Annotated in this window: 27 protein-coding genes; 10 read left to right on the forward strand and 17 right to left on the reverse strand. The window is 69.3% G+C overall.

The window, feature by feature from the left end:
• Positions 1 to 33: 33 nt before the first annotated feature.
• Both HSX43_RS13675 and HSX43_RS13680 read right to left on the reverse strand, forming a co-directional pair.
• The gene (locus HSX43_RS13675) at positions 34 to 1110 is read right to left on the reverse strand and encodes a ParB/RepB/Spo0J family partition protein (RefSeq protein ID WP_179380709.1); all 1077 of its coding nucleotides are present in this window, start codon (positions 1108 to 1110) and stop codon (positions 34 to 36) included.
• Positions 1107 to 2408 carry an AAA family ATPase gene (locus tag HSX43_RS13680; protein ID WP_179380710.1) on the reverse strand — a complete coding sequence of 434 codons (1302 nt, stop codon included), beginning with the start codon at positions 2406 to 2408 and terminating at the stop codon, positions 1107 to 1109. Before HSX43_RS13680 ends, HSX43_RS13675 begins: the two co-directional genes overlap by 4 nt.
• Positions 2409 to 2854: 446 nt before the next feature.
• Here HSX43_RS13680 and HSX43_RS13685 point away from each other — a divergent pair, with 446 nt between their 5' ends.
• Complete coding sequence (locus tag HSX43_RS13685; RefSeq protein WP_235962660.1) at positions 2855 to 3469, forward strand: hypothetical protein; 615 nt, start codon at positions 2855 to 2857, stop codon at positions 3467 to 3469.
• Here the strand turns inward: HSX43_RS13685 and HSX43_RS13690 are convergent.
• The gene (locus tag HSX43_RS13690; protein WP_179380712.1) at positions 3439 to 4146 is read right to left on the reverse strand and encodes a PaaX family transcriptional regulator C-terminal domain-containing protein; all 708 of its coding nucleotides are present in this window, start codon (positions 4144 to 4146) and stop codon (positions 3439 to 3441) included. The two genes, HSX43_RS13685 and HSX43_RS13690, sit on opposite strands and share 31 nt — an antisense overlap.
• A 96-nt stretch (positions 4147 to 4242) precedes the next feature.
• On the opposite strand from HSX43_RS13690, the gene paaI reads away from it, so the two are divergent.
• Genes paaI through HSX43_RS13705 form a run of 3 tightly spaced genes read left to right on the forward strand, consistent with a single transcriptional unit; the run spans position 4243 to position 6489 of the window.
• Entirely contained in the window at positions 4243 to 4674 is a 432-nt protein-coding gene (gene paaI, locus HSX43_RS13695) for a hydroxyphenylacetyl-CoA thioesterase PaaI (RefSeq protein WP_179380713.1), read from the forward strand.
• Entirely contained in the window at positions 4671 to 5954 is a 1284-nt protein-coding gene (gene paaK, locus HSX43_RS13700) for a phenylacetate--CoA ligase PaaK (RefSeq protein WP_179380714.1), read from the forward strand. The genes paaI and paaK overlap by 4 nt, the downstream gene beginning before the upstream one ends.
• Entirely contained in the window at positions 5944 to 6489 is a 546-nt protein-coding gene (locus tag HSX43_RS13705) for a TetR/AcrR family transcriptional regulator (protein WP_179380715.1), read from the forward strand. Before paaK ends, HSX43_RS13705 begins: the two co-directional genes overlap by 11 nt.
• A gap of 211 nt (positions 6490 to 6700) precedes the next feature.
• Here HSX43_RS13705 and HSX43_RS13710 read toward each other — a convergent pair whose 3' ends face one another.
• The 13 genes from HSX43_RS13710 to iolD all read right to left on the reverse strand — a co-directional run bounded on the left by HSX43_RS13710 (position 6701) and on the right by iolD (position 18069).
• A complete protein-coding gene (locus HSX43_RS13710) occupies positions 6701 to 7750 on the reverse strand; it encodes a 2Fe-2S iron-sulfur cluster-binding protein (protein ID WP_179380803.1) in 1050 nt (349 codons plus the stop codon).
• Complete coding sequence (gene paaD, locus HSX43_RS13715) at positions 7747 to 8271, reverse strand: 1,2-phenylacetyl-CoA epoxidase subunit PaaD (RefSeq protein WP_179380716.1); 525 nt, start codon at positions 8269 to 8271, stop codon at positions 7747 to 7749. The genes HSX43_RS13710 and paaD overlap by 4 nt, the downstream gene beginning before the upstream one ends.
• On the reverse strand, positions 8271 to 9023 hold the full coding sequence (paaC, locus tag HSX43_RS13720) for a 1,2-phenylacetyl-CoA epoxidase subunit PaaC (RefSeq protein WP_328795391.1): 753 nt from the start codon (positions 9021 to 9023) through the stop codon (positions 8271 to 8273). The genes paaD and paaC overlap by 1 nt, the downstream gene beginning before the upstream one ends.
• Complete coding sequence (gene paaB, locus HSX43_RS13725; protein ID WP_179380717.1) at positions 9020 to 9313, reverse strand: 1,2-phenylacetyl-CoA epoxidase subunit PaaB; 294 nt, start codon at positions 9311 to 9313, stop codon at positions 9020 to 9022. Before paaB ends, paaC begins: the two co-directional genes overlap by 4 nt.
• Before the next feature lies 1 nt (position 9314).
• The gene (locus HSX43_RS13730) at positions 9315 to 9683 is read right to left on the reverse strand and encodes a hypothetical protein (RefSeq protein WP_179380718.1); all 369 of its coding nucleotides are present in this window, start codon (positions 9681 to 9683) and stop codon (positions 9315 to 9317) included.
• Positions 9680 to 10063 carry a VOC family protein gene (locus HSX43_RS13735; RefSeq protein ID WP_179380719.1) on the reverse strand — a complete coding sequence of 128 codons (384 nt, stop codon included), beginning with the start codon at positions 10061 to 10063 and terminating at the stop codon, positions 9680 to 9682. The genes HSX43_RS13730 and HSX43_RS13735 overlap by 4 nt, the downstream gene beginning before the upstream one ends.
• Entirely contained in the window at positions 10060 to 10527 is a 468-nt protein-coding gene (locus tag HSX43_RS13740) for a DUF3291 domain-containing protein (protein WP_179380720.1), read from the reverse strand. The genes HSX43_RS13735 and HSX43_RS13740 overlap by 4 nt, the downstream gene beginning before the upstream one ends.
• Positions 10528 to 11502 carry a 1,2-phenylacetyl-CoA epoxidase subunit PaaA gene (gene paaA / locus HSX43_RS13745; protein ID WP_179380721.1) on the reverse strand — a complete coding sequence of 325 codons (975 nt, stop codon included), beginning with the start codon at positions 11500 to 11502 and terminating at the stop codon, positions 10528 to 10530. It lies immediately after the preceding gene.
• A 93-nt stretch (positions 11503 to 11595) separates the two neighbouring features.
• Positions 11596 to 12420 carry a class II fructose-bisphosphate aldolase gene (locus HSX43_RS13750; RefSeq protein WP_179380722.1) on the reverse strand — a complete coding sequence of 275 codons (825 nt, stop codon included), beginning with the start codon at positions 12418 to 12420 and terminating at the stop codon, positions 11596 to 11598.
• Between the two features lie 1115 nt (positions 12421 to 13535).
• Positions 13536 to 14390, reverse strand: coding sequence for a 5-deoxy-glucuronate isomerase (locus HSX43_RS13755; protein ID WP_179380723.1), 855 nt, complete (start codon positions 14388 to 14390; stop codon positions 13536 to 13538).
• A 4-nt stretch (positions 14391 to 14394) separates the two neighbouring features.
• Complete coding sequence (gene iolC / locus HSX43_RS13760; RefSeq protein WP_179380724.1) at positions 14395 to 15366, reverse strand: 5-dehydro-2-deoxygluconokinase; 972 nt, start codon at positions 15364 to 15366, stop codon at positions 14395 to 14397.
• The gene (locus HSX43_RS13765) at positions 15366 to 16205 is read right to left on the reverse strand and encodes a phytanoyl-CoA dioxygenase family protein (protein ID WP_179380725.1); all 840 of its coding nucleotides are present in this window, start codon (positions 16203 to 16205) and stop codon (positions 15366 to 15368) included. The genes iolC and HSX43_RS13765 overlap by 1 nt, the downstream gene beginning before the upstream one ends.
• Position 16206: 1 nt before the next feature.
• Positions 16207 to 18069, reverse strand: coding sequence for a 3D-(3,5/4)-trihydroxycyclohexane-1,2-dione acylhydrolase (decyclizing) (gene iolD / locus HSX43_RS13770; protein WP_179380726.1), 1863 nt, complete (start codon positions 18067 to 18069; stop codon positions 16207 to 16209).
• Between the two features lie 100 nt (positions 18070 to 18169).
• Between iolD and HSX43_RS13775 the strand changes: the two genes are divergently transcribed.
• From HSX43_RS13775 to HSX43_RS13785, 3 genes are read left to right on the forward strand one after another with little or no spacing between them, the layout of a single operon-like run.
• Positions 18170 to 19288, forward strand: coding sequence for a Gfo/Idh/MocA family protein (locus HSX43_RS13775; protein ID WP_179380727.1), 1119 nt, complete (start codon positions 18170 to 18172; stop codon positions 19286 to 19288).
• Positions 19289 to 19298: 10 nt separating this feature from the next.
• Positions 19299 to 20189 (forward strand): sugar phosphate isomerase/epimerase family protein, encoded by an 891-nt coding sequence (locus HSX43_RS13780; RefSeq protein WP_179380728.1) that lies wholly within the window; start codon positions 19299 to 19301, stop codon positions 20187 to 20189.
• Position 20190: 1 nt separating this feature from the next.
• Positions 20191 to 21348 (forward strand): Gfo/Idh/MocA family protein, encoded by a 1158-nt coding sequence (locus tag HSX43_RS13785; protein WP_179380729.1) that lies wholly within the window; start codon positions 20191 to 20193, stop codon positions 21346 to 21348.
• 28 nt (positions 21349 to 21376) lie between these two features.
• On the opposite strand, the gene HSX43_RS13790 is transcribed toward HSX43_RS13785, so the two are convergent.
• Positions 21377 to 22375, reverse strand: a complete 999-nt coding sequence (locus HSX43_RS13790; RefSeq protein ID WP_179380730.1) for a LacI family DNA-binding transcriptional regulator — start codon at positions 22373 to 22375, stop codon at positions 21377 to 21379.
• Between the two features lie 184 nt (positions 22376 to 22559).
• Between HSX43_RS13790 and HSX43_RS13795 the strand changes: the two genes are divergently transcribed.
• The 3 genes from HSX43_RS13795 (at position 22560) to HSX43_RS13805 (ending at position 25549) form a co-directional block, all read left to right on the forward strand.
• Positions 22560 to 23591, forward strand: a complete 1032-nt coding sequence (locus HSX43_RS13795) for a LacI family DNA-binding transcriptional regulator (protein ID WP_179380731.1) — start codon at positions 22560 to 22562, stop codon at positions 23589 to 23591.
• A gap of 130 nt (positions 23592 to 23721) precedes the next feature.
• Positions 23722 to 24522 carry a TIM barrel protein gene (locus tag HSX43_RS13800; protein ID WP_179380732.1) on the forward strand — a complete coding sequence of 267 codons (801 nt, stop codon included), beginning with the start codon at positions 23722 to 23724 and terminating at the stop codon, positions 24520 to 24522.
• A gap of 82 nt (positions 24523 to 24604) precedes the next feature.
• Positions 24605 to 25549 (forward strand): sugar ABC transporter substrate-binding protein, encoded by a 945-nt coding sequence (locus tag HSX43_RS13805; RefSeq protein WP_179380733.1) that lies wholly within the window; start codon positions 24605 to 24607, stop codon positions 25547 to 25549.
• Positions 25550 to 25591 lie beyond the last annotated feature (42 nt).

Genomic DNA, 25591 nt, shown 5'->3' on the forward strand with positions numbered 1-25591 from the left:
ATACTGGCACGCAAGGATTTCCCCGCGGGGAAATCACTCTCCTTCCCCGATCTCGCGCCAGAAGGCCGCGATCGCCCGCTCCAGTTTCGCCCGGTCGACCGCGCCGAAATCGAGGTCCGCTCGCAGCTCCATCTTGCCCTGCGTCGCCGTCGCCCGCACCCCCGGCCCCACCGGCACCGACAGCGCAACACGCCCCCGCGGCGCGCCCCGCGCCTTCTTCGGCAACGGGGCCGTCTGCGCGTCAAGCGCCCCGCGCAGGATCGCCAGCTCCTCCTCCGCCGTCCGACCGGGTTCAGCCATCAACCGGTCGCGCAGCACCGCCGCGAACCCGGCATCCGCCTCCAGCCGGTCGGCCAGCGCCAGCCCCACGGCCCGCGACAGCGCAGTGGGATGAGCCAGCACCTTCTCGAGCCGCGCCATCACCAGCGCGAAGCGGCGGATGTAGCTCCGCTTCTGCGGCGCGACACTCGCGTAGAGCGCGTTGACCGCCTCGTCGACCGACGCGCAGCCGTCCACCCCATCCGACGCATAGGCCCGCGCCAGCATCGCCATCTCGGCGAAGCTCACGTCCTTGCGGATCAGGTTCTCGTCCACCATCCGCCGGTAGAGCCCCGCCTGGCTCTCGCCCGCGGCCAGGATGCCCGCCGGGATCTGCGCCCATCGTTCTTCCCCCGTCTCGGCATGGAGTTCGCGATAGGCCGACAGCCGGCGCATCCCCTGCACCAGCTCATAGCCCCCCTGCCCGTCCGCCTCGACCCGGATCGGATTGCTCAACCCGATGTCGCGCAGCGAGGCCTTCAGGTCATCGAGCTCCAGATCGCCCGAGACGCGCCGGTCGCGCGTCAGCTTCCGCGTGCGCACCGCGTCGATGGGCACGAGATCGGTGATGAGGCCCAGCCCCTTGAGCCGCACGAGCTCGTGGGCCAGCGCGTCGTTCTCGGCCCGGATCTCCGCCTCAAGCCGCTCCCGGTGCCGGCGCGCGTCCCCGACCTCTCCGATGGCGGCGGCCATCGGGCCGCGGCGGGCGGACTTCGTCTCGATGTTTTCCGGGATCGCGGTGTCGTCTTCGCTCGGCAGGTCGACGTCGAAGATGCGGCGTTTGCGGCTCATGTCTCGTCCTCCATCCGGTCCCAGGCGGCCAGCACGGTCTCGCGGAACTCCGCATAGGCCGTGTCGAACGTACCCCGCGCGCGCCGCCAGGTCTCGCGGGTCATGTCGCGGTAGTCGATCTCGTACACCGAACTGAGGAACCGCCCCGATTGCTCGACGGCCCGCGTATGCTCGATCGGGTGCTCCGCCATCCGGTCGCCGAAGACCTTGCCGAAGGCATCCTTCATGGCACGGTGCAGATCATTCCCCGGCTCGTACCGCGTCAGCAGGAATCGCACGTCGAGGAAGCTCTTGCCGAACTCCGATTTCCCCGCGGGGAAATCCGCGAAGCCGACGAGATCCTCCAGCGCCTCGGAAAGCTGGCCGATGAAGGAGGTCGTGGAGTCGTATTCCCAGTAGCCGGGTCCCGACGGGATGTAGAGGACGTCCGCCGCAAAGACGGCGTTCATCGACTGGTAGCCGATCGCCGGGGGGCAGTCGAAGATGACGAGGTCGTAGGCGTCGCGGGGCAGGGCGTCGAGCCAGCGGGAGACGGCGGCGAAGAACGACCAGTCGGGGTTCATGTGCCGGTACTGCGCGCTGGCGAATTCCACAAAGGCCGCGTTGGCGCAACTCGGGACGAGGTCGATCGTCGACCAGCAGGTCGGCTTGATGAAATCCGCCTGCCGCAGCTCACCGAGCCCGGTGTCGGCGATGGAGGCGGGCAGGCGGCGTTCGGGCATCGCACGACCCGACTCGGCCCCGCGCGTCGCGGCGTTCATGCGCTGCGTCTCGTGGATGAGGTCGCGGGCGAGGATGCCCCAGACGGTATGCTCCTCGTTCACGTCGCTCAGACCCATCGAATGGCTCAGCGTCGCCTGAGGGTCGAAGTCGATGCAGAGGACGCGATAGCCGTCGAGCGCCGCAGCATGGGCGAGGTGGAGCGCGGTGGTCGACTTGCCGGCCCCGCCCTTGAAGTTGGAGACCGCAACGCGGATCGCGCGCTTGCCCGCGGGACGGGGCGGCATGAGGGAGCGGCGGTTTACCTTCATCTTGCGGCGCAGCTCGTTGACCTCCTCGAGGGAGAACCAGCGCTGCCGCCCCTCGGGCTCCACCTCGCCGGAGGGCAGGGCGGGGTCGGCGGCGAGGCGGCCGCGGAAGGTGTTCTGATTGACCCGGAAGATGAGCTCCGACACCTCCCAGGAGGAGAAGCGCCGGAGGACCTTTTCGTGCCCGGGGGAGAAGGTCTGTTTGCGGATCCACCCCTGCAGCTTGAGCGAGCTGTCGCGGAGTGCCTGAAGATCCCGGTAGTCGAGCATCTGCCACCTCAACGTTCATTGTTCTCTGAAACTGAAATACGCCGAATTTGACAAAGACGTAAATGAAGAACTAACGATCAGGAGACGCGCGCGCGTCCTTGCGTGCCCTGCGGCAACGGCGGCGCCGCGACCCGGCAGGCCCGATTCGCGCATTTGCCGCACTGACACCTCATATTGAGGGGACAAAGTCAGTGTCATACTCTAGCTTGGGGGGACATGCGGTCGCTTTGAGGGGACGCCCACTGTGTCCCTCTATACCAGATACATACCTCATTTCATTTCTTGAATGAGGGCCTCCAGCGGCGACGCTTGACAGAATCGAATAATCCAACGCAAATCGGATCAACGGCCGGAAAAACGGTCGATTGAGCAGCGGCGGGGCGATAATGGCATCCGGCCAGATAGACATACAGAGACGCGTTCCAACCGGGCGCAACGCAGCGTCGATGAAATACGACGTGCTGGTCGCGCTCGGCAGCTGGGCCTGCGCCGGCGACAAGCATCTGCAGCGCCGGGCCTTGCGGTTCATCACGCTCCTGACGGCCCGCTATAACTGGCAGAGCGACACGCTCACCACCGGACAGAAAGAAATCGCCCGGCTCTGGTCGGTCGATGAACGGACGGTCAAGCGGGAGATGGCGCATCTGCGCGAGGCCGGATGGCTGGTGCTCAAGCGTCCCTCGGCGCGGGGGAGGGTGGCCTGCTATGGTCTCGGTCTCGATGTGGTGCTGGCACAGACGGCGGAGAGCTGGTCGCACGTCGGCCCCGACTTCGTGGCGCGGATGATACCGCCGGCACCGGAGCCCAGCCCGCAGACCGTGGTGCCGTTTCCAGTGCAGGGGAGCGGGCAGTGGCCGGCGCTGGCCGCGCGGGTGCAGGCGGAAGACCCGGGGCTGTATCAAGCCTGGGTCGCTCCTCTCATCTGCGTGGAGGAGCGGGACGACGTACTGCGCCTGCGCGCGCCGTCGCGGTTCCATGCGTCCTTCCTGCGCACGCACCACCTGTCGCGGCTTGCGGCCCTTGCCCGGCTTCAGGGCTGTTCGATCGAACTTGTCGAGTAGTCGGGCCGGGGCAGGGCGGTGAGCAGCGCGCGGATATGGGCGCGCGCCTCGGCCCCGCGCCATGTTTCGGGGAAGGCGCGATCGGGCAGGGCAGGGGTGCGCAGCACCAGACGGCGCCACTCGTGAACGATGACGAGGCGCAGAGAAGTGTCTGTTTCGGTCTCTAACCGCCGCGCTAGAGCCTCGATCCGGTCGGCGAAGGCATTGGTCTGACCCAGCAGATCCGGCGGGCAGACGCGCGCCTGCATCCAGTCGGGCACGGTGTCGAGCGGGAGCAACGGGTCGCCCGGGGTCGTCGCCAGCGCGAGGCCTGGCGCGATCACACATCCCTCCTGTAGTGCGCCGGGCTCCGTCACGTGCAGGTAGAGCCCGGTGGGTATGTCCGCGCCGTAGATTCGGGGCCCGGCGGCGCGCGATTGGTCGCGACCGAACTCGGTCAGCGCATGGGCCGTCAGCCGCCCGTGCCGCGTGCTCTCGATCCAGCCGTCGCGGCGCAGGCGGTGGAGCGCCGTGCGCAGGGCTTCGGGGCGGATGCCCATGGGCGCGGTGAGCGCGGCGAGCGTCCGCCCCGTCAGCCGCGTGCCCGGGTCGAGCGCGAGATCGCCGAAGATGGTGACGAGCATCGACCAGGTACGGGGCGGGCGGCCATCGGTGAGGATGTCGATCAGGCTGGACATGCGGGCAGGGTAGGGGAGGGGTGCCGGAGCCGCCAGAGCGGCTATTGTTGACCGCTCGGTCGGGTTTGTGCAAGCGTTCCGCCAAGGGAGAGGTCGATGGACGCAGAGGCACGGGCGGCGCGGGCCGCGGAGACGATGTGGGCGGCGGACGAGGCGTCGCGATGGTTCGGCTTCGAGCTGATCGCGGTGGGCGAGGGGCGTGCGGAGGTCGCGCTTGACGTGGCGGCGCACCATTGCAACGGCCACGGGACGTGCCACGGCGGGGTGACCTTCGCGCTGGCCGATACGGCCTTCGCCTTTGCCTGCAACAGCCGCAACCAGGCGACGGTGGCGCAGCACTGCATGGTCAGCTTCACAGCGCCGGGACGGGCGGGCGACCGGTTGATGGCGGTGGCGCGGGAAGTCTCTCTGCAAGGGAAAAACGGTATCTACGACGTGACGGTCACCAACGGCGAGACGGTGGTGGCGCAGTTCCGGGGGCTGTCGCGGGCGATCCGGGGCACGCTCTTCGAGGAGGAGGAGACATGAAGGACCTGAAACCCGATCCGGCCTGGATGGACCCGATCGAGACCGCGCCGCGCCCTTTCATCGACGAGGTGCAGCTCGACCGGCTGAAGTGGACGCTGCACCATGCCTATGAGAACGTCGCTCACTACCGCGCGGCCTTCGATGCGGCGGGGGTGCGGCCGGGGGATCTGACGTCGCTGGGCGATCTGGCGAAGTTTCCCTTCACCACGAAGGACGACCTGCGGGCGAATTACCCCTTCGGCATGTTCGCCGTGCCGCGGGGCGAGATCCGGCGGGTTCATGCCTCGTCGGGCACCACGGGGAAGCCGACGGTGGTGGGCTACACCCAGGGCGACCTCGACCATTGGGCGGACCTCGTGGCGCGGAGCCTGCGCGCGGCCGGGGTGCGGGCCGGAGACGTGGTGCACAACGCCTATGGCTACGGGCTCTTTACCGGGGGGCTCGGCGCCCATGCGGGGATCGAGCGGCTGGGTGCGACGGTGATTCCGATGTCGGGCGGGCAGACGGCGCGGCAGGTGCAGCTGATCGAGGATTTCCGACCCAAGGCGATCATGGTGACGCCGTCCTACATGCTGAATATCCTCGAGGAATACGAGCGGCAGGGGCTGGACCCGCGGGCCTCGTCGCTCGAGGTCGGCATCTTCGGGGCCGAGCCCTGGACGCCCGCGATGCGCGCCGAGATCGAGGTGGCCTTCGACATGCATGCGGTGGATATCTACGGGTTGTCGGAGGTGATGGGGCCGGGGGTGGCGCAGGAATGCGTTGAGACCAAGGACGGGCTGCACATCTGGGAGGATCATTTCCTGCCCGAGATCATCGACCCGCAGACGGGCGAGGTGCTGCCCGACGGGACGGAGGGGGAACTGGTGTTCACCACGCTCACCAAGGCGGGCATGCCGGTGATCCGCTACCGCACGCGCGACCTGACGCGGCTGATGCCCGGGACGGCGCGGTCGATGCGGCGGATGGCGAAGGTGACGGGGCGGTCGGACGACATGATCATTCTGCGCGGCGTCAACGTCTTCCCGAGCCAGGTGGAGGAGCGCGTGCTGGCGGTGCCGGGCCTCGCCCCTTATTTCCAGATCGAACTGACGCGCGAGGGTAAGATGGACGTGATGCGGGTGCATGTGGAGGGCGGGGACGGCGCGGCCGGGGCCGTGCTGGAGCGGGAGATCAAGGACCTGATCGGGGTGAGCTGCGCGGTGGTGGTGGGGCCGCCGGGCAGCGTGGAGCGCAGCCAGGGCAAGGCGCGGCGCGTGGTGGATCGGCGTGGGGCGTAGCCTTGCCCGCGACCACGGGGCGAAGCGCGCGGCGCTCCTGAAGGCGGCGGCGCGGGCCTTCGCCGCCTCGGGCGTCGCCGGGGCCTCCATGGCGGAGGTGGCGCGGGCGGCGGGGGTGTCGAAGGGCGTGCTCTATCACTACTGGCCGAGCAAGGAGGCGCTGCTCTTCGAGATCCTCGACGGCTACCTGTCGGACCTGCGCGACGTCGTGCTGGCCGAAGGGGAGCTGGGGCCGCTTCTGGAGGCGATCCTGCTGGCCTACGAGGGGATGGACGCGGAGCATCGCATCCAGGGCGAGGGCATGGCGCTCCTGCCGCCGGAGAAGGCGGAGGTACTGCGCGGCTACCAGCGGGAGATGGTGGCGCGCATGGGCGAGGTGCTGGGCGACCGGCGGCGGTCGGCGGTGATGAGCGTCTTCGGCATGCTCAACTGGTTCTACATGTGGCACCCCGGGGCCGACCGCGCGGCGCGCCTGGCCTACGCGCGGGACGTCGCGGCGATCGCGCGGGGCGGGGTGGGGGCGCTCGGGGGTTAGCGTCTTTTTTTGAGTATTTTCGGCAGGAAGATGGGGTGGGGGCCTCGGGGGTCATGGTCGGACTTGATCCGGCCGTCTTTGGTCGGTTGTGCATCAGGGAGCAGTGGATGTTCGGGTCGAGCCCGAGCATGACGGGCTTTGCGCGACAGATATGAAGAGATGCCCGGGTCGAGCCCGGGCATGACAGTGCAAGGGGGCGAGGGCGCGCGCGTCAGTGGCCGGTGTCGTAGTCGACGACCACGCTGTCGGTCAGCGGGTAGGACTGGCAGGAGAGGACGTAGCCGCGGCTGACCTCGTCGTCGTCGAGGGCGTGGTTCTGGATCATCTCCACCTCGCCTTCGACCACGCGGCACATGCAGGTCGAGCAGACGCCCGCCTTGCAGGCGAAGGGCGCGTCGAGGGCGTTGGCGCGGGCCGCGTCGAGGAGGCTCTGGTCGCGCTCCATCGTGATCTCGTGGGGGACGCCGTCGAGGCGGATGGTAGCGCGGGTCGGGGGCTGGGGCGCGTCGCTGCGGGCGGATTGCGGCAGGCGGCCGGGCTGCGTGCTGCCGAACAGCTCGACGTGGATCTCCGCCGGGTTCACCCCGTGGGCTTCGAGGCGGGCGCGGGCGGTCTCCATCAGGCCCTCGGGGCCGCAGATGAAGGCCCGGTCGATCGTGTCGGGGTCGATCCACTGCGCGAAGAGCGCGTCGAGCTTGTCGGCGTCGAGCCGCCCGGTGAAGAGCGGAATCTGCTGCGCGTCCTGCTTGAGGACGTGGACGATCTGAAGCCGGGTCAGGTGCTGCGATTTCAGGTCGTCCAGCTCGGTCTGGAACATGATGCTGTTCACCGCGCGGTTGGCATAGAGGACCGTGACCTGCGCTTTCGGCTCCGCGGCCAGCACCGTGCGGGCAATCGAGAGGATCGGGGTGATGCCGGAGCCCGCGGTGATCAGCAGGTAGCGGGTCGCGGCGTCGGGTGCGAGCGGGGTGTGGAAGCGGCCCATGGGGGGCATCACGTCGAGCGTGTCGCCGGGGGCGAGGCTCTCGTTGGCCCAGGTGGAGAAGGCCCCGCCCTCGACCCGCTTGATGGCGACCTGGCAGGGCTCGCCCGGGGCGGCGCAGATGGAATAGCTGCGCCGGATCTCGGTGCCGTCGAAGCTGCGCCGGAAGGTGAGGTACTGCCCCTGCACCCAGTCGAAGGGCGCGTCGAGGGTGACGACCACGGCGTCGCGGGTCGTCGGGCGGATATCGGTGACTTTGAGGGGCTGGAACCGCATCAGTGGCACTTGAAATGGTCGAAAGGCTCGGCGCAGGCGTCGCAGCGCCATTGGGCCTTGCAGGGGGTGGAGCCGAAGCGGCTGATCTCGGTGGTCGCCGGGCTGTCGCAGCGGGGGCAGCGGGGGCGCGTGGCCCCCGTGGGCGGGGCGATGCCGTAGGCGCGGAGCTTCTCGTGCGCCGCCTCGGTGAGCCAGTCGGTCGTCCAGGGCGGGTCGAGGCGGGTTTCGATGGCCGGGGTCAGGCCGGCGTCGCGGAGCCTGGACTCCACCGCGAGCGCGATGAGGGAGGTGGCGGGGCAGCCCGAGTAGGTGGGCGTGATCGCGACGCGGGCGGTCGTGCCGTCGAGGGTGGCGGCGCGCACGATGCCGAGGTCGGTGATGGTGATGACCGGGATCTCGGGGTCGGGGATCGTGGCGAGGAGGTCGAGGAGCGCCGCGTCGGTGCTGGGCGTCGCGTGGCGCGCGCGGGGGCGCGTGACGTCGGCGCGGGAGCCGGGAACGGGGGCGGGGGCCGGGCGCGGCATCACCAGGTCGCCCCCGGATAGGCGCGCTGGAGCCACTGCATCTGCGTGAGCATATGGCCGAGGTGTTCGGAATGGCGCGCGCCGGTGCGGCCGCCCGCGTGGGCGAAGGTGCCCTCGGGGACCGTCAGCGTGGCCTCGGTGAGCGTGGCGCGGACGGTCTCGTCCCACGCGGGGCGGAGCGTGGAGGGCAGGGGGGCGATGCCGGCGTCGGTCATGGCGGTATCGGTGGCGTCGTCCTGGAACATCTCGCCCGCGAAGGGCCAGAGCCGGTCGAGCGCCGCCTGCATCCTTGCGTGGCTCTCCTCGGTGCCGTCGCCGAGGGCCACCACGATGCCGGCGGAGCGCTCGGCGTGGTAGCGCGCCTCCTTCACCGCCTTGGCCGCGATGGCGGCGACGGGGGCGTCGGTGGCCCGGGTCAGCGCGTCGAGCTGCGCGACATGCCACTGGTCGAAGAGGAACTGCCGCGTGATCGTGTGGCCGAAATCGCGGTTCGGTTGCTCCACGAGGAGGAGGTTGCGGAAGTCCCACACGTCGCGGAGCATAGCGATGTCGTCGGCGGAGCGGCCCGCGCCCTCCACCTCGCCGGCGCGGCCGAGCCACATCTGCGTCTGGCCGATGAGATCGAGCGCGGTATTGGCGAGCGCGATATCCTCCTCGAGCGCGGGGGCGCGACCGCACCATTCCGACAGGCGATGGCCGAGGACGAGGGTGTTGTCGCCCATCCGGGTGAGGAAGGTGAAAAGGTCGCTCACATCGCGCCCGCGTCGTCGGGGATGTCGAAGAAGGTGGGGTGGCGGTAGGTCTTGTCATCGGCCGGGTCGAACATCGGGCCCTTGGCCGAGGGGTTCGAGGCGGTGATCTGAGCCGAGGGGACGACCCAGATCGACACGCCCTCGTGGCGGCGGGTGTAGACGTCGCGGGCGTTGCGCATCGCCGTCTCCGCGTCGGCGGCATGGAGCGAGCCGACGTGGCGGTGGCTGAGGCCGTGCTGGCCGCGGATGAAGACCTCCCAGAGGGGCCATTCGCGTTTGGGATCGCTCATGTCAGCACCCGCAGTCGAGATCGAGGAGCTCGAAGGCCTCTGCCGCGTCGGCCGGGCAGCCCGGGCTCTGGCGCGGGAAGCCGATGGAGAGTTCGGGGAAGTCGGCGGAGAAGCCGCCGTTGGCCCAGCACCAGGTGCCGGCGGAGAAGCCGTCGCGGGCGGCATCGCAGGACTTGCCGAGATAGAGCGTCTCGCGCCCTTCTAGGGCCTGCGGGCCGGTGTCGGTGCGGATGAAGCGGACCATGGGATAGTCGGACGTCAGGACATAACCCGAGGCGGTGCAGGCGGTGGAATAGATGTGGCCGCCCGCGCTGACCTGCGCGGCGGCGGGGAGAGCCATGGCGGCGAGGAGGGCGGCGGCCCTGATCACCCGCGGCCCCGGTCGTCGTTCAGGCCCGGACCCGGGTGCGGATTGCGGGCCTGGCCGAAGAGGACGATCTGGCCGTCGGGGTCATGGACCTCGAAGTCGTCGCATCCGTAGTGCTCGTTGCGACGGATCCCGGTGGTGGCGAGGCCCGCGTCGGACAGCTCCACATGGAGCGCGTCCACATCGGAGACGTAGACGTAGGCCACCCAGTCGCCGGCGACGGGCGTGCCCTTGCGCAGGCCGAACGTCACGTCGCCGCGCTGCACGATGGAGAAGCCATCGCCCCAGACGCCGAGGGTGGCGAAGCCCGCCCGCCCCCAGAAGGCCGCCGCGGCGGCAACGTCGCGGACGGCGACGACGGGCATGGCGCGGAGGCTCTTCATGCCGGCTCGCAGCGGGCGCTGCGCCAGCGGGTCGCGGCGGGCAGGTGGGCCCAGCCGAAGGCGTGGTCGGTATCGCCATGGGCCTGATGGTGGGCGAGGCGTTCGACGGCCTCGGCCACGGTGGGGCGGTGTCCGTCCTCGACCCACCACATGGCGAACTGCATCCGCTCCATCGCGTGAAACCACTCCGCGCGGCGGCGGTAGAACTGCACGTGCGCGGTGCCCCAGACGAAGGTCTCGAGCGCCTCCACCCCCTCCCAGACGGAGAGGTTGACGATGACGCGGGGGTCCGGGTCGATCCGGGTTTCGGTGGCGTTGCCCGAGGGGTCGACGTGGCGCCAGACGAAGCCCGGCATCCGCTCGGCCAGCGCGTTGATGCGGTCGAGGTTGTCGGCGAAGTCGGCGACGGCGGGATGCCCGATCTCGTGGGTCAGATGGGCGATGTTGATCTCGGCCAATTGCATCTACTCGGCCGCGACGCCGGCGGCGCGCCTCTTCGCGGCATGGGCCATCAGCCCGTCGCGCACCCAGGCCCCGTCGTCCCAGGCCTTCTGCCGGGCCTCCAGCCGGTCGGCGTTGCAGGGGCCGTTGCCGCGCAGCACGTCCATGAACTCCGACCAGTCGGGCTGGGTGAAGTCGTAATGGCCCGTCTCCTCGTTCCAGGCGAGGTCCGCGTCGGGGACGGTAAGGCCCAGGTATTCGGCCTGCGGCACGGTCTGGTCGACGAATTTCTGGCGCAGCTCGTCGTTAGTGTTCATCTTGATCTTCCAGGCCATCGACTGCGCGGAGTGCACGCTGTCCCTGTCGGAGGGGCCGAACATCATCAGGGCGGGGAACCAGAAGCGGTCGAGCGCGTCCTGCGCCATCTTCTTCTGCGCCGCGCTACCCTGTGCCATCTTCATCATGATGTCGAAGCCCTGCCGCTGGTGGAAGCTCTCCTCCTTGCAGATGCGCACCATGGCCCGGGCGTAGGGCCCGTAGGAGGTGCGCTGCAATGGCACCTGGTTCATGATCGCCGCGCCGTCGACGAGCCAGCCGACGGCCCCCATGTCGGCCCAGGTGAGCGTGGGGTAGTTGAAGATCGACGAATACTTCATCCGGCCGTCGAGCAGCATCTCGGTCATCTCGTCCCGGCTGATGCCCAGCGTCTCGGCGGCGCAGTAGAGGTAGAGGCCGTGGCCCGCCTCGTCCTGCACCTTGGCGAGCAGGATGGCCTTGCGCTCCAGCGTGGGGGCGCGGGTGATCCAGTTGCCCTCGGGCAGCTGGCCCACGATCTCGGAATGGGCGTGCTGGCCGATCTGGCGGATCAGCGTCTTGCGGTAGCCCTCGGGCATCCAGTCCTTCGGCTCGATCTTCTCGCCCGCGTCGATGCGGGCCTGGAAGGCGCGATCTTCGGGGGTGTCGGATGCGGCGTCGGATTTGACGAGCTGGGCGTACATCGGCGGATCCTCCTTATTGGAAAGATACGCGTTCAGGCTGCGTCCGGCAAGGAAAGCGTTACAGAATTTTCTACGTATGAAAAATCTGTAACATTAACCGAGGCTGCGCAGAACCTTCGCGCAGGCCGCCCGGATCGGCGGTTCGACCGCGCGCAGGATCTCCACCCGGTCGAAACGGTCGGGGTGTTCGGCGAGGCTGGCGCGCAGGGCGGTACCGAAGACCTGGCGCAGCTCGGTGCCGATGTTGAACTTGCAGATCGCCGTGCCGCGGGCGAGGCGGGCGCGCTGCGCGTGGGGCACGCCCGAGCCGCCGTGGATCACGAGGGGGACGTCGGTGACGGCCTCGATCGCGGCGATGCGCCCTTCGTCGAGACCCGTGCCTGCGTCCGTCTGCAGGTGCACGTTGCCCACGGAAATCGCCATGGCGTCGACGCCGGTTTCCCGGGCGAAGCGCGCGGCCTCCTCGGGGTCGGTGCCCCGGCTTTCGGCCCCCTCGGCGTAGCCCACGAAGCCGATTTCCCCTTCGCAGGAGACGCCGGCGGCATGGGCCATCTCCGCAATGGCGGCGGTACGGGCGATGTTCTCGGCGAGCGGCAGTTTCGAGCCGTCGAACATGACGCTGGTGAAGCCCGCGTCGATGGCCGCGCGCGCCTCCGCCTCCTCGTAGCCGTGGTCGAGATGGGCGACGACGGGCACGTCGGCGTCGGCGGCGAGGCTGCGGAACATCGCGCCGAGGACGGGCAGGGGGGTATGTGCGCGGCACCCGGGCCCGGCCTGCAGGATGACCGGGACGCCGACCTCCTCTGCCGCGGCGGTATAGGCGCGGGCGTCCTCCCATCCGAGGCAGACGACCCCGGCAACGGCGCGGCCCTCCCCGAGGGCGGGTTGGAGGACGTCGGAGAGTGTGGCGAGCGGCATGGCGGGGCAACCTTTGTGGGTGGGCCTTCTTGGATTTGACGGGCGAATTAAGGTTAACGTCTGCGATCGGGGCGGGCGGGTTGAGGTTAACGCTGCCACGCTTTGTTTGACGTTAGGCCGTCGAGTTTAACGTGAGAATATTGAGGTTAATGAATGCTCGGTCGGCGCAGTAGTCGGCACAGTAGGGTTGGGCCTGAGGCGTTAAGGTTAAGACTGGAGCGTCAAGGTTGATGCGGGTGAATTGAGGTCACTGTAGGGCCGTCAAGTTTGGATCGAGGCGTCAATGTTGAATCCGGCGTCTAGGTTCGCTTGGGAGCGTTAAGGTTAATGTGCATGTGTTAAGATTACTGCGGAGCGGAATGAGGTGCCGGGAGATCCCGGATTGGGGTCGGGGTGATCCTGGGGAGTTCGGCTTAACGAGGGCTGGACGGTCGCGTTAAGGTTGCCGCGTTAAGGTCAATGCAAGGGCGGTAGGGTTAGTGTCGAGGCGGTAATGCCAGTCTGGTCGTATCAAGGTTGACGTCAACGGAGCAGGAAACGATGGGACACGCTGGACCCTGACCTGATGCAACCCGGCGGAGCCGAGCCGAGTGATTCCGGCGCGCTCGCAATAGGGTTAATGCTGGAGCGGTCGGCGGAGTGTGGAGACGTTCGGACGGATCCTGGCACGACTGATTTTGGCACGATTGGTTTTAGCATGTTCAGGCGCGTTCGGGAGCAGGACAAGTTCGGGGTAGGACAAGGCGGTGGCAAGGTCCGGATCGACGTCCGAAAGGACTCTGCAGGGCCGGCGGTTTGGGACGGTCCGGTGATGCATTAAGGTTAATCCTCCGGTGTCATTGAGGTTAATCCGTTGGCGTTAGGGTTAGTGCGGAAGCGTCAAGACGAACGCGGATGCGTTAAGGTTAATGCCCGAGCGTCAGGGTCGGCACGAGAGCGCGGTGGGGCGACGGGGGTCACGGCCCAGGTCTGGAACGGCTCGACACGATGGCAGGTCACTTCGGACGGCTTGGCCTCGGACGGCCTCGCGTCGGATGGCATGGTTTCGGCAGGATACCTTGGGACTCGCGAGGTCCCCGACCACGCCGGGACGACGGTCGGGGCGCATGGCCGGGTCACTTGAACTTCGCCACCATGTCCATGATCCCCGGGATCGTATGCAGCTGCTCCGCGTGGGTCGGCTGGAAGTATTGCTTGAGGCTGCGCTGCGAGAGGCCGCCGAGGATGGTGAAGTAGTACATCTCGTAGCCCGGCAGAACGGCGCAGGGGTGGTAGCCGCGGTCGAGGCAAATCGTGGAGCCGTCCATGATGTGATAGGCATCGCCGGGTGTGTTGTCCTCCCGCTGGAGCATCTGCACGCCCGAGCCGTAGTTCGGCTTGAAGCGGAAGTTGTAGGTCTCGTCGTGGCGCGTCTCGATCACCTCGCCGTCTTCGGAGCGGTCGGTGTCGTGCTTGTGGCTTGGAAAGCCGGACCAGCCGCCGGTGCCCACGGTGAAGAGCTCCGAGACGAGGAGGCGGCCGACGCGGTCGTGGTATTGCGCGCCGAGGATATGGGCGATGCGGCGGTGGGTCTTCGTCTCGTCTGATCCGTATTGCACCTTGTCGAGATCCTTGGCGCGCACCTCGAAGGGCTTGAGCGTCTCGGCGTATTTCGCGCCGGCGATGAAGACCTCGGCATTCTCGGACCGACAGGTGAAGCGGCAGGCGGTGTCGGTGGGGATGTAGGCCCCTTCGGGGTCGCCGTCGAAGACGTCTTCGCGGCGCAGGCCGAGGTCGGCGTAGGTCTCGCCCGCGACCTCGACGGTGATCGTGCCGGTGGCGGGCACCACGCAGGTCTCGTAGCCAGGGACGCGGTAGTCGAAGCTCTGCCCCTCGGTCAGCTTGACGATGTTGAAGTAGTTCAGCGGCACCGTCGCGTTGCCGGCGTCGACGATGGGCTTGTTCTGGTTGTCGTGGGGCGGGATGTGCATGGGCTTACTCCGTGGGGTCCGTCGGGCCGGGGTGGGTGGCGAGGAAATCCTCGAGGTCGGCGGTCGTGGGCATGGCGGGGGCGCAGCCGACGCGGGCGACGACCATGGCCGCGCTGGCCGAGCCGCGCAGGACGGCCGTGCGCAGGTCGTGGCCGTTGGCCAGCGCCGCGATGAACCCGCCCATGAAGCTGTCGCCCGCGCCGGTGGGCTTGAGCGCGTCGGTGGGGTAGATCCCGGTGCGGATCTCTTCCCGGTCTCCGTGCAGCGTGATCGCACCCTTTTCGCCCATCTTGTAGACGATGAGCTTGCCCCGGCGGGCGAGCGCGCGCGCCGTGTCGAGGCCGCGGTCGTAGGACCCGGCCATGAAGCCGAACTCGACGTCGTTGCCGATGATGATGTCCGAGGCCTCGCCCGCGCAGGTCAGCACCTCGGCGGCGAAGGCGGGCGAGGTCCAGGAATAGGGGCGGTAGTCGATGTCGAAGATGCGGGGGACGCCGGCGGCCTCGGCCAGCTCGAAGGCGCGGAAGGCGGCGGTACGGCTGGGGTCGGCGGCGAAGACGGTGCCGGTGGTGATGAGCGCGGCGCGCCCGGCGTAGCGCGCGGCCTCGACGTCGGCGACGGTCATCTCGAAGTCGGCGGCGCCGTTGCGGTAGATGACCGACTGGTGGTCCTCGATCCGGCTTTCGACCACGGCGAGGGAATTGCGCGCCTCGCCGCCCACGGGCGTCACGTGGGTGCGGTCGATGCCGTAGTGGTCGAGCTGGTTGAGGGCGAAGCGGCCGATGGCGTCGTCGCTGACCCGCGTGACGAGGGCGGCGCTGCAGCCCTGCTTGACGAGGGCCACGGCGATGTTCGCGCTGCTGCCGCCGAGGCAGGAGACGAAGCGCGTCGCCTCCTCGGTGCGGGTGCCGGGCGGGTCGGGGTAGAAATCCATCCCCGCGCGGCCGACGATCAGGAAGTCGGTGCCCGCGAACATCAGGTCCGGCCCTCGGCGTTGACCGCCGCGGCGGTGTCGAGCACCTCGGGGTAGGGATAGTCGAAACCCAGAAGCTGCCGCAGGTCGGGCGCGGCGGCGGCGAGGAAATCGGCGGGCAAGGCACCCGGCATGTCCTCGAGCGGCTTGACCCACTTGGGCAGGTAGTTCGTCAGCACCGCGCAGCGCTCGTGGTCGGAGCGGTTGGGCATGGCGCAGTGCCAGGCCGCGCCGAAGAACAGGATCGTGTCGCCCGGATCGCCCAGCATCCGCTCGGCGCGGCCATGGAAATCGTCGGCCTCGGTCGGGTAGCGCAGCTCCTTCTGCGTGCCGGGGACGTAGGCGGTGGCCCCCGAGGCCTCGGTGAAGGGGTCGAGGATGATTGTCACCTGCGCGTTCATCGGGAAGCTGGCGTTGAGGCCCGTCGGATGCGTCTCGGGCGCGTGGAAATCCCAATAGGGGTAGTCGACATGCGGCTCCTGCCCCGGCCCGCCGGGCAGGATGCGGTTGGCGGCGATGGAGCCCATGATGAAGCCGGTGCCGAGGAAGCGGCGCAGCACCTCCATCAGCACGGGATGGGTCGCCATGCGCGAGAAGACCTCGCCCTTGGCCAGGAGGTTCCAGACGCGGCGCTGCAGGGCGATGGTCCCCGCGGCCTCGGCGGCACCCTGGAAATGGGTGACCTTGGCGGCGTCGCGGTCCGAGTGCTCAAGGATGATGCGCCGGGCCTCGGCGATCTCTCCGTCGGTGAAGAGGCCGGTGAAGCGGACGGCCCCGGTGCCGGTCAGAAGCTCGGCGACGATGGCCTCTGGGTCGCTCGTCTCGGCGGTATAGGTCTTCATCTCAGACCCCCCTGCGCTGCCGGTGGCGGGTCGCTTCGGTCTCGGCCCGGGCGGCGCGGACGCTTTCGCTGTCGGAGACTTCGGGCGTGCCGATCTCCCACCAGGCGTGGCCTTCGGTCGTCCAGCCCTCGTAGGGGTCGACCTGCATCACGATGACCGAGGTTTCGGGGCGGGCCTTGGCGCGCCGGAAGGCCTCGGCCAGTTCGGCGGCGTTCGACACGGTCTCGGCCTCGGCCCCCATGGCGCGGGCGTGGGCCTCGAAGTCGACGGCGACCTGGCGGGTGGCGGTGGGCGTGTCGGCGATGAGGTTGTTGAAGCTCTCCTGCCCGGTGCTGTTCTGCAGCTTGTTGATGACGGCGAAGCCGCCATTGTCGAGGACGAGGACGATCAGTTTCTTCTCGGTCAGGACGGCGGAATAGAGGTCGGAATTGAGCATCAGGTAACTGCCGTCGCCGGTGAGGACGACGGTGTCGGCGTCGGGCTCGGCTTCGGATTGCGCGATGCGCGCGCCCCAGCCGCCGGCGATCTCGTAGCCCATGCAGGAGAAGCCGAATTCGACGTCGACGGTGCCGGGCTTGAGTGTGCGCCAGTTGGCGGTGACTTCGGCGGGCAGGCCGCCGGCGGCGGCGACGACGCGATCCTCGGGGGCCATGAGCGCGTTCACCGTGCCGATGGCCTGCGCGTAGGAGTTCGGCCGGTTGCCGGGGCGGACGGTCTCGGCGCGGGTGTCGTTCCACCTCGCGCGCTCGGCTTGGCAGTCGGCGAGCCAGTCAGCAGGGGCCGCGTGGCCCGCGAGCGCCTCGGAGATGGCGGTGAGGCCCAGCTTGGCGTCGCCGACGACGGTGGCGGCCAGGTGCTTGGCGGCGTCGTGGCGGCCGACGTTCAGGTGCAGGAGCCGTGCGTCGCGCGCGAAGGCCGTCCAGGAGCCGGTGGTGAAATCCTGCAACCGGGTGCCGACGGCGAAGACGAGGTCGGCGCGCTCGGCCGCCCAGTTGGCGCTGTCGCTGCCGGTGACGCCGACGGGGCCGATGTTGTGGCCGTGGTCGTCGGTGAGGTTGGCGCGGCCGGCGATCGTCTCGACCACCGGGATGCCGTGGGTCTCGGCGAAGGTGGTGAGTTCGGCGACGGCGCCGGAATACTGGACGCCGCCGCCCGCGACGATGACGGGCCGCTTGGCCGATTTCAGCAGCGCGGCGGCCTCGGCCACCTCGCCCGTGTCGGCGGCCTGCCGGCGGATGCGGTGGACGCGGTGGGCGAAGAAGTCGACCGGGTAGTCGGCGGCCCAGCCCTGCACGTCCTGCGGCAGGCCAAGGAACGCGGGGCCGCAATCGGCCGGGTCGAGCATCGTGGCGAGGGCGGCCGGCAGGCTCTGGAGGATCTGGAGCGGATGGGTGATCCGGTCCCAGTAGCGGGTGACGGATTTGAAGGCGTCGTTCACGCCATGGGTCGGGTCGCCGAAATGTTCGAGCTGCTGCAGCACCGGGTCGGGCAGGCGGGTGAGGAAGGTGTCGCCGCAGAGCATGAGCATCGGCAGCCGGTTCGCATGCGCGAGCGCGGCGGCGGTCAGCAGGTTCGCGGTGCCGGGGCCCGCGGAGGCGGTGCAGAACATGAAGCGGCGGCGCAGGTGGTACTTGGCATAGCCCGCGGCGGCGAAGCCCATGCTCGTCTCGTTCTGGCCACGGTAGAGCGGCATCTCGTCGTGCACCGGATAGAGCGCCTCGCCCAAGCAGGGGACGTTGCCGTGACCGAAGATGCCGAAGCCGCCGCCGCAGATGCGCGTCTCGGTGCCGTCGATCTCGATATGCTGCGCCATGAGCCAGCGCACGATGGCCTGCGCCACCGTGAGGCGGATGGTGTCGGACATCGGCTCTTCCTCCCTCGGACGAAAGGGCTTGCGCCCTCTCGAATCCGAGAATACGGATATTGCAACCGGTTGCAATCGCAAATCCGGGCGGGAGGACGAGATGGCGACGACGCACCGGGACATCGGGATCGGCATCGTGGGCGGCGGCTACATGGGCAAGGCCCATGCGGTCGCCATGTCGGCGGTCGGCGCGGTCTTCGAGACGGCGCTGCGGCCCCGGCTCGCCATGGTCTGCGCGACGTTGGAGGCTTCGGCGGAGCGGTACCGCGCGGCCTATGGCTTCGCGGCGTCGACGACCGATTGGCGCGCGCTGGTGGACGCCCCCGAAGTGGAGGCCGTCGTCATCGCCTCCCCGCAGGCGACGCACCGCGAGATTGCGGAAGCGGCCTTCGCGCGGGGCAAGCCCGTCTTCTGCGAGAAGCCGCTGGGGCGCGACCTCGACGACAGCCGCGCGATGGTGGCCGCCGCCGAGGCCGCGGGCGTGGTCAACATGACGGGCTTCAACTACGTCCGCACGCCCGCCACGCAGGAGGCGATCCGCCTGATCCGGGCGGGAGAGCTGGGGCGGATCACCTGGGCGCGGTTCGAGCATACCGAAGACTTCCTCGCCGATCCGGAGGCCCCGGCGACCTGGCGCTGCACGGGCCGGGCGACGGGCTGCATGGGCGATCTGGCCCCGCATCCGATCAACTGCGCGCTGGCGCTGATGGGGCCGATCCAGAGCCTGAACGCTACGATAGAGACGGTGCACGGCACCCGCCCCGGCCCGGAAGGCCCCGTCGAGGTGACGAACGACGACCACGCGCAGATGATGCTGCGCTTCGAGAGCGGAGTGCTGGGTCACCTCTACGTCAGCCGCACGGCGACCGGGCGCAAGATGGGCTATGCCTACGAGATCCACGGCACGAAGGCGTCGATCCGCTTCGACGGCGAGGACCAGAACGCGCTGCATCTCTACCGCGCCGAGGGGCCGGAGGCGGGGCGGGGGTTCACCAAGGTCCTGACCGGGCCGGCGCATCCGAACTACGCCGCCTTCTGCCAGGGGCCGGGGCACGGCACCGGCTACCAGGACCAGATCATCATCGAGGCGCGGGATTTCCTGCGGGCCATCGAGACGGGCACATCCATCTTTCCCACGTTCCGCGACGGGATGGAGGTCAACCGGGTGGTGGATGCCGCCTGGGCGTCCTCCGAGGCGCGGGCCTGGGTCGATTTGTGAGGACAAGACCATGAGCATCCGCATCGGCAACGCGCCCTGTTCCTGGGGCGTGGAGTTCGCGCAGGACCCGCGCAACCCGACCTGGCAGCACGTCCTGACGGAATGTGCGGCGGCGGGCTACACGGGCATCGAACTCGGCCCCGTGGGCTTCATGCCCGAGGACCCGGCGGTGCTGGCCGAGGGGCTGGCGGCGCATGATCTGGAGCTGATCGGCGGCGTCGTCTTCCGGCCGTTCCACGATGCGGCCCAATGGGACGATGTGATGGATGGGGCAGTGCGGACCTGCAAGGCGCTGGTGGCCCATGGGGCGCGGCATCTCGTTCTGATCGACTCGATCTCGCCGCGCCGGGCACCGACCGCCGGGCGGGCCGGGGAGGCCGAGCAGATGGACGCGGGCGAATGGGCCGCCTTCCGCGACCGCATCGCGATGGTCGCCAGGATGGGAGCCGAGGAGTACGGGCTGACCGTCGGCATCCACGCCCACGCGGGCGGCTTCATCGACTTCGAGCCGGAGCTGGAGCGGCTGCTGGACGAGGTGCCCGAGGACATCCTGAAGATCTGCTTCGACACCGGGCACCACAGCTATGCGGGCTATGACCCGGTCGCCTTCATGAAGCGGCACATGGGCCGCATCAGCTACATGCACTTCAAGGACATCGACCCGGCGGTGAAAGCGCGCGTGGTCGAGAACCGGACGGATTTCTACAAGGCCTGCGGCGACGGCATCTTCTGCAACCTCGGTCAGGGAGACGTTGATTTCCCGGCGGTGCGGCAGGTGCTGCTGGATCACGGGTTCGAGGGCTGGTGCACGGTGGAGCAGGACTGCGACCCGACGCTGGACCCGGACACGCTGAAGGATGCGAAGGTCAACCGCGACTACCTCCAATCGATCGGATTCTGAGATGGCGAAACTGAACTGGGGCATGATCGGCGGCGGCGAGGGCAGCCAGATCGGGCCGGCGCACCGGTTGGGCGCGGGGCTCGACGGGGAACTCGCCTTCGTCGCCGGGGCGCTCGACCATCGACCCGAGGAGGGGCGCGCCTACGGGCAGCGGCTGGGGCTCGACGCCGACCGCGCCTATGGGTCGTGGCAGGAGATGCTGGAGGGTGAGCGGGGGCGGGACGACCGGGTCGACCTCGTGACCGTCGCCACGCCGAACGCCACGCATTTCGAGATCACGCGCGCCTTTCTGGAGGCGGGGTTCCACGTGCTTTGCGAGAAGCCGATGACGATGACGGTGGAGGAGGGGGAGGAGCTCGTGCACCTCGCCAACCACACGGGTCGCATCTGCGCGGTGAACTACGGCTACACGGGCTATTCGCTGGTCCGGCACATGCGGGCGATGGTGGCGCGGGGGGACATCGGGAAGGTGCGCGTCGTGGTCGCGGAGTTCGCCCACGGACACCACGCGGATGCGACGGACGCCGACAATCCGCGGGTGCGCTGGCGCTACGACCCGGCGCAGGCGGGCGTCTCGGCGCAGTTCGCCGATTGCGGGATCCACGCGCTCCACATGGCGAGTTTCGTGACCGGGCAGGAGGTGGAGCGGCTCTCGGCCGATACCGTCTCGGCCATCCCGGTGCGCACGCTCGAAGACGACGCGATGGTCAACTTCCGCATGGACGGGGGTGCCGTCGGGCGGCTCTGGACGTCTTCCATCGCCATCGGGCGTCAGCACGGGCTGACGCTGCAGGTCTTCGGGGAGACGGGGGGTCTGCGCTGGTCGCAAGAGCAGCCGAACCAGCTCTACTACATGCCTCTGGGTGAGCGCCTGCAGGTGATCGAGCGCGGCGAGGGCAACCTCTCGCCCGAGGCGGATCGCACGAGCCGGGTGACGGTGGGCCATGCCGAGGGGATGCCGCTGGCCTTCGGCAACATCTATGCCGACCTCGCCGAGGCGATCCGCGCGCGCAAGGAAGGGCGGACGATGGACCCGGCGGCCAACCTCTACCCCCGGGCGGAGGACGGGCTGCGCTCCATGGCGGCGGTCTTCGCGGTGGCGGCATCGGGCAAGGCCGAGGGCCGCTGGGTCGACGCGCGGCCGCCGATGTTCCGGTAGGGGCGCGCGGCATGGTCGGCGCGGTCGTTCACTTTAGCGGTCGCAGCGTCCCCCGCTCCACCACCTTGCAGGGAAAGAGCCGCGCTTCGGGCAGGCGGTCGGGGTCGTCCACGGCAAGGAGCGCAAGCTCGACCGAGGCGGCCACGATCTGGTCGAGGGGCTGGCGGATGGTGGTGAGGTCGATGTTGTCCCAGCCCGCCATCTCCATGTCGTTGAGGCCGAGGAGGCCGACGTCTCCCGGCACCGAGAGCCCCGCATCCTGCAGCGCGGAGAGCGCGCCGATCGAGAGCACGTCGTCGCCGCAGAAATAGGCCTCCGCGGCCGGGCCCTGGCCGAGGAGGCGCTGCATCTCCTGCCGGCCGTCCTGAAAGGTATAGGCGGGCGCGAAGCTCGTGGTGACGGCGACGTCGCTGTTGCCGAGGCCGTCGAGGAAGCCGGTCAGGCGATCCTGCGTGGAGGTCGCGTCCTCGGGGCCGCCGAGGAAGGCGACGCGGGTGTAGCCGCGCGCGCGCAGCGTCTCGGCGGCCATCCGGCCCGAGGCGACGTTATCGATGCCGACGACATGGGTCTCGGGCGCGCTCGTCCAGCGGCCGAAGGAATGGACGACGGGCAGGCGCGCGTCGTGGAAGGCGCGCGCGAAGCTGGGCGGGAGGGTCGAGGAGGCGACGATGACCCCGTCGACCGAGTATTGCCGCAGCATCCGGACGGAGGCCTCGGGGTCGGTCTCCCCGGTGAGGTTGACGAGGAGCGGTCGCATCCCGCGCTCCTGCAGGCCACGGGTGAAGCGGTCGAAGACCTCGAGGAAGATCGGGTTGTGGAAGTTCGAGACGACGATGCCGATGAGCTTCGTGCGCCCGGTCGAGAGCGCGGAGGCGAGCGCGGAGGGCGCGTAGCCCAGATCGGCGGCGGCACGTTCGACCTTGGCGCGGGTCTTGGCGCTGACCGAGGCCCCTTCGGTGAAGGTGCGCGAGACGGCGGAGCGACTCACCCCGGCGCGCAGGGCCACGTCCTTGAGGGTCACGGGCATGGTCTTTCTCCGGTTTCTCCGCCCCGATCCTCCCGCGGGTGGCAGAAAATTGCAATCGGTTGCAATTTTTTCGTTGCGCAAGGGGGAAGCGGGTCGATTTTTGCGGTAGATTACATCACTGATGATGGAACAGGTCCGGAGCGTCATTGCGGGATGATGGCGCAGGCCGAACCTCGGAGGCCCGATGTCCAACCGCCCGACCATCGCCGATCTCGCCCGGACCGCCGGGGTCTCCACCGCGACGGTGGACCGGGTGTTGAGCGGTCGGACGCCGGTGCGGCCCGAGACGGCGCGGAAGGTGCATGACGCGGCGCGGGCGATCGGGTTCCACGCGGCCGACCTGATCGGGCGGCGGGTGACGTCGGACCTGCCGGCGCTGACCGTGGGCGTCGTCCTCGGCCCCGAGCGGGAGGGCTTTGCGCAGGCCATGCGGCCCGCGCTCGAGGCGGCGGCCGCGGAGGCGCGTGGCGTGGTCGGTCGGGTCGTGATCGCCCATGCGTCGGGGGCGGACCCGGCGGAGCACGCGCGCCTGATCGACGCGATGGCGGGGCGGGTGGACGCGCTGGCCGCGATCGCCGTGGATCATCCGGAGGTGACGGCGGCGGTGGAGCGGCTGACGCGCCGGGGCACGCCGGTCTTCGCGCTCTGCAGTGACTTCGGGCGGGGGTTTCGGCGGGATTACATCGGGTTGGACAACCAGCGCATGGGTCGGGTGGCGGCGCATATCCTGCGTGTCACGACACCGGAGGAGGGGCCGCTGGCCGTCGTCACCGGGGGACAGCGGTGGAACGGAGCGGAGTTGCGCGAGACGGGATGTCGCAGCTACCTGCGCGAATGCGCTTCCGGGCATCGGTTGCGGGATCTCGTCGTGGCGGAGGACGGCCCGGGCGCGACGGAGAGGGCGGTTGGCAGGCTTCTGGCGGCGCAGCCGGATCTCGTCGGTCTCTATTGCGCGGGGGGTGATGCGGAGGGGGCGATCGCTGCGGTCCGGGCCGTGCGGCCGGAGCGCGGGCTGCGTCTCGTGGTGCATGAGCTGACCGAGGTGAGCCGGCGCGCGCTGGCGGATCACGTGGTCGACCTGGTGATCGCGACGCCGGTGGAGGCCCTCTGCCGAGCGCTCTTCGCGCAGGCCGCGGGGGCGGTGATGCCCGGTGACGGGGCGGCACGGGCACCGGGGCTCCTGACGCCGCAGCTCTTCCTCCCGGAAGCGATCTGACTGAGGCCCCCGGATGATGGAGACCGGCGAAATCCATCAGGGATGATGCAATCCGGGGCCGACCATTGACCGGGGAACATTCTGTCCCGCACACTCGCCGGGCGGTGGAGGACCGCGAGGGAGGACGATGGTGCGTTTCGCGCTCAACCACATGAGTGTCGCCCGGCTGGGCTATCCCGAGATGCTCGGGGTGGCGGCGCGGACGGGCTGCATCGGGGTCGAGGTGCGTAACGATCTGGGCCGTCCGGTCTTCGATGACCTGGACCCGGCGGAGGCCGGGGCGCGGGCGCGGGACATGGGGTTGCGGCTCCTGTCGGTGGCGGAGGTCGGCCGGGTCGACGACTGGGGCCCGGCGCGCGCCGGCGCGGCGGAGCGCCTGATGGACTTGGCGGCGGCGGCCGGGGCAGAGGGCGTCGCTCTTATCCCGGCCTGTGGCGGGGCACCGGTTGCGGAGGATGGGCTCGACCGCGCGCTCGACGCGCTGGCACCGATGCTGCGCGACCGGGGGCTGACCGGATACCTGGAGCCGCTGGGGTTTACCGCCTGCGGGCTGCGCCGCAAGGCCGAGGCGGTGGAGGCCCTTGCGCGGGCCGGGGCAGGCGACGTCGTGCGCCTCGTCCATGACAGCTTTCATCATCATCTGGCGGGCGAGACGGCGCTGCCGGTCGCGGCGATCGGCCTCGTGCACGTGTCGGGGGTGACCGCGCGCGATCCGGCCGGGGCGCTGACCGACGCGCATCGGGGGCTCGTCGATGCGAGCGACCGGCTCGGCACGGTGGCGCAGCTCGCGGCACTTCTGGCAGGGGGCTACGACGGGCCGATCTCGGTCGAGGCCTTCGCCCCCGAGACCCACGCGCACCCCGACCCGGTGGCGGCGCTGACGCAGACATTCGACTTCCTCCGCGCGGAGGTCATGGCGCGGGCCGCCTGACCCCGGGGGAGAAACGCCCCGTGGTTCGCGGGGTCCGGCACAAGGGAGAGGGCGCGCCGGACGCCCGCAAGGGAGAGAGTAAATGAAGAAGACACTGCTTGCCGCCGGCCTCATCGGCCTGATGTCGACCACCGCCATGGCCGAGACGATCGGCGTCTCGATGGCGCGGTTCGACGACAACTTCCTGACCACGCTGCGCAACGGCATGGAGGAGTATGCCAACGGTCTCGACGGCGTGGACATCCAGGTCGAGGACGCGCAGGACGACGTGGCCGCGCAGCTCGACCAGATCAACAACTTCATCGCTTCGGGCGTGGATGCCATCGTGGTGAACGCGGTCGACACCAACGCCGTGGACGCGATGACCAAGGCCGCCGAGGACGCGGGCGTGCCGCTCGTCTACGTCAACCGGGAGCCGGCGAACGTCGACAGCCTGCCCGACAACCAGGCCTTCGTCGCCTCCAACGAGATCGAGTCGGGCACGCTCGCGGCCTTCGAGGCCTGCAAGATGCTGCGCGCCATGGGCCTTGCCGGGGGGGCGAACGGCTACATGCTGATGGGGCAGCTGTCGAACCAGGCGGCGGTGCAGCGGTCGAAGGACGTGGAAGACGTCATCGGCATGGACATGTGCAACTTCATCACCCTCCTCGATCAGCAGACCGCCAACTGGTCGCGGGACGAGGCGAACGACCTGATGACCAACTTCATCTCGGCGGGCGACGAGTTCCACGTGGTCTTCGCCAACAACGACGAGATGGCACTCGGCGCGATCCAGGCGCTGAAGGCGGCGGACTTCTCGATGGAGGACATCGTGGTCGTCGGCGTGGACGCGACGCAGGACGCGCTGCAGGCGATGCAGGCGGGCGACCTCGACGCGACGGTCTTCCAGGATGCGGCCGGGCAGGGCTCGGGCTCGATCGACGCGGCGCTCAAGCTCGCCCGTGGCGAGGAGGTGGATCAGAAGGTCTACATCCCGTTCCAGCTGGTGACCGTCGACAACCTCGACGATTTCCTGGGCAAGAACTGACGTGACAGACGGGCCGGGGGCACCCCCGGCCCGACCCCAAGG

The sequence above is a fragment of the Jannaschia marina genome (assembly GCF_013404595.1).
Classification (GTDB): Bacteria; Pseudomonadota; Alphaproteobacteria; order Rhodobacterales; family Rhodobacteraceae; genus Jannaschia; species Jannaschia marina.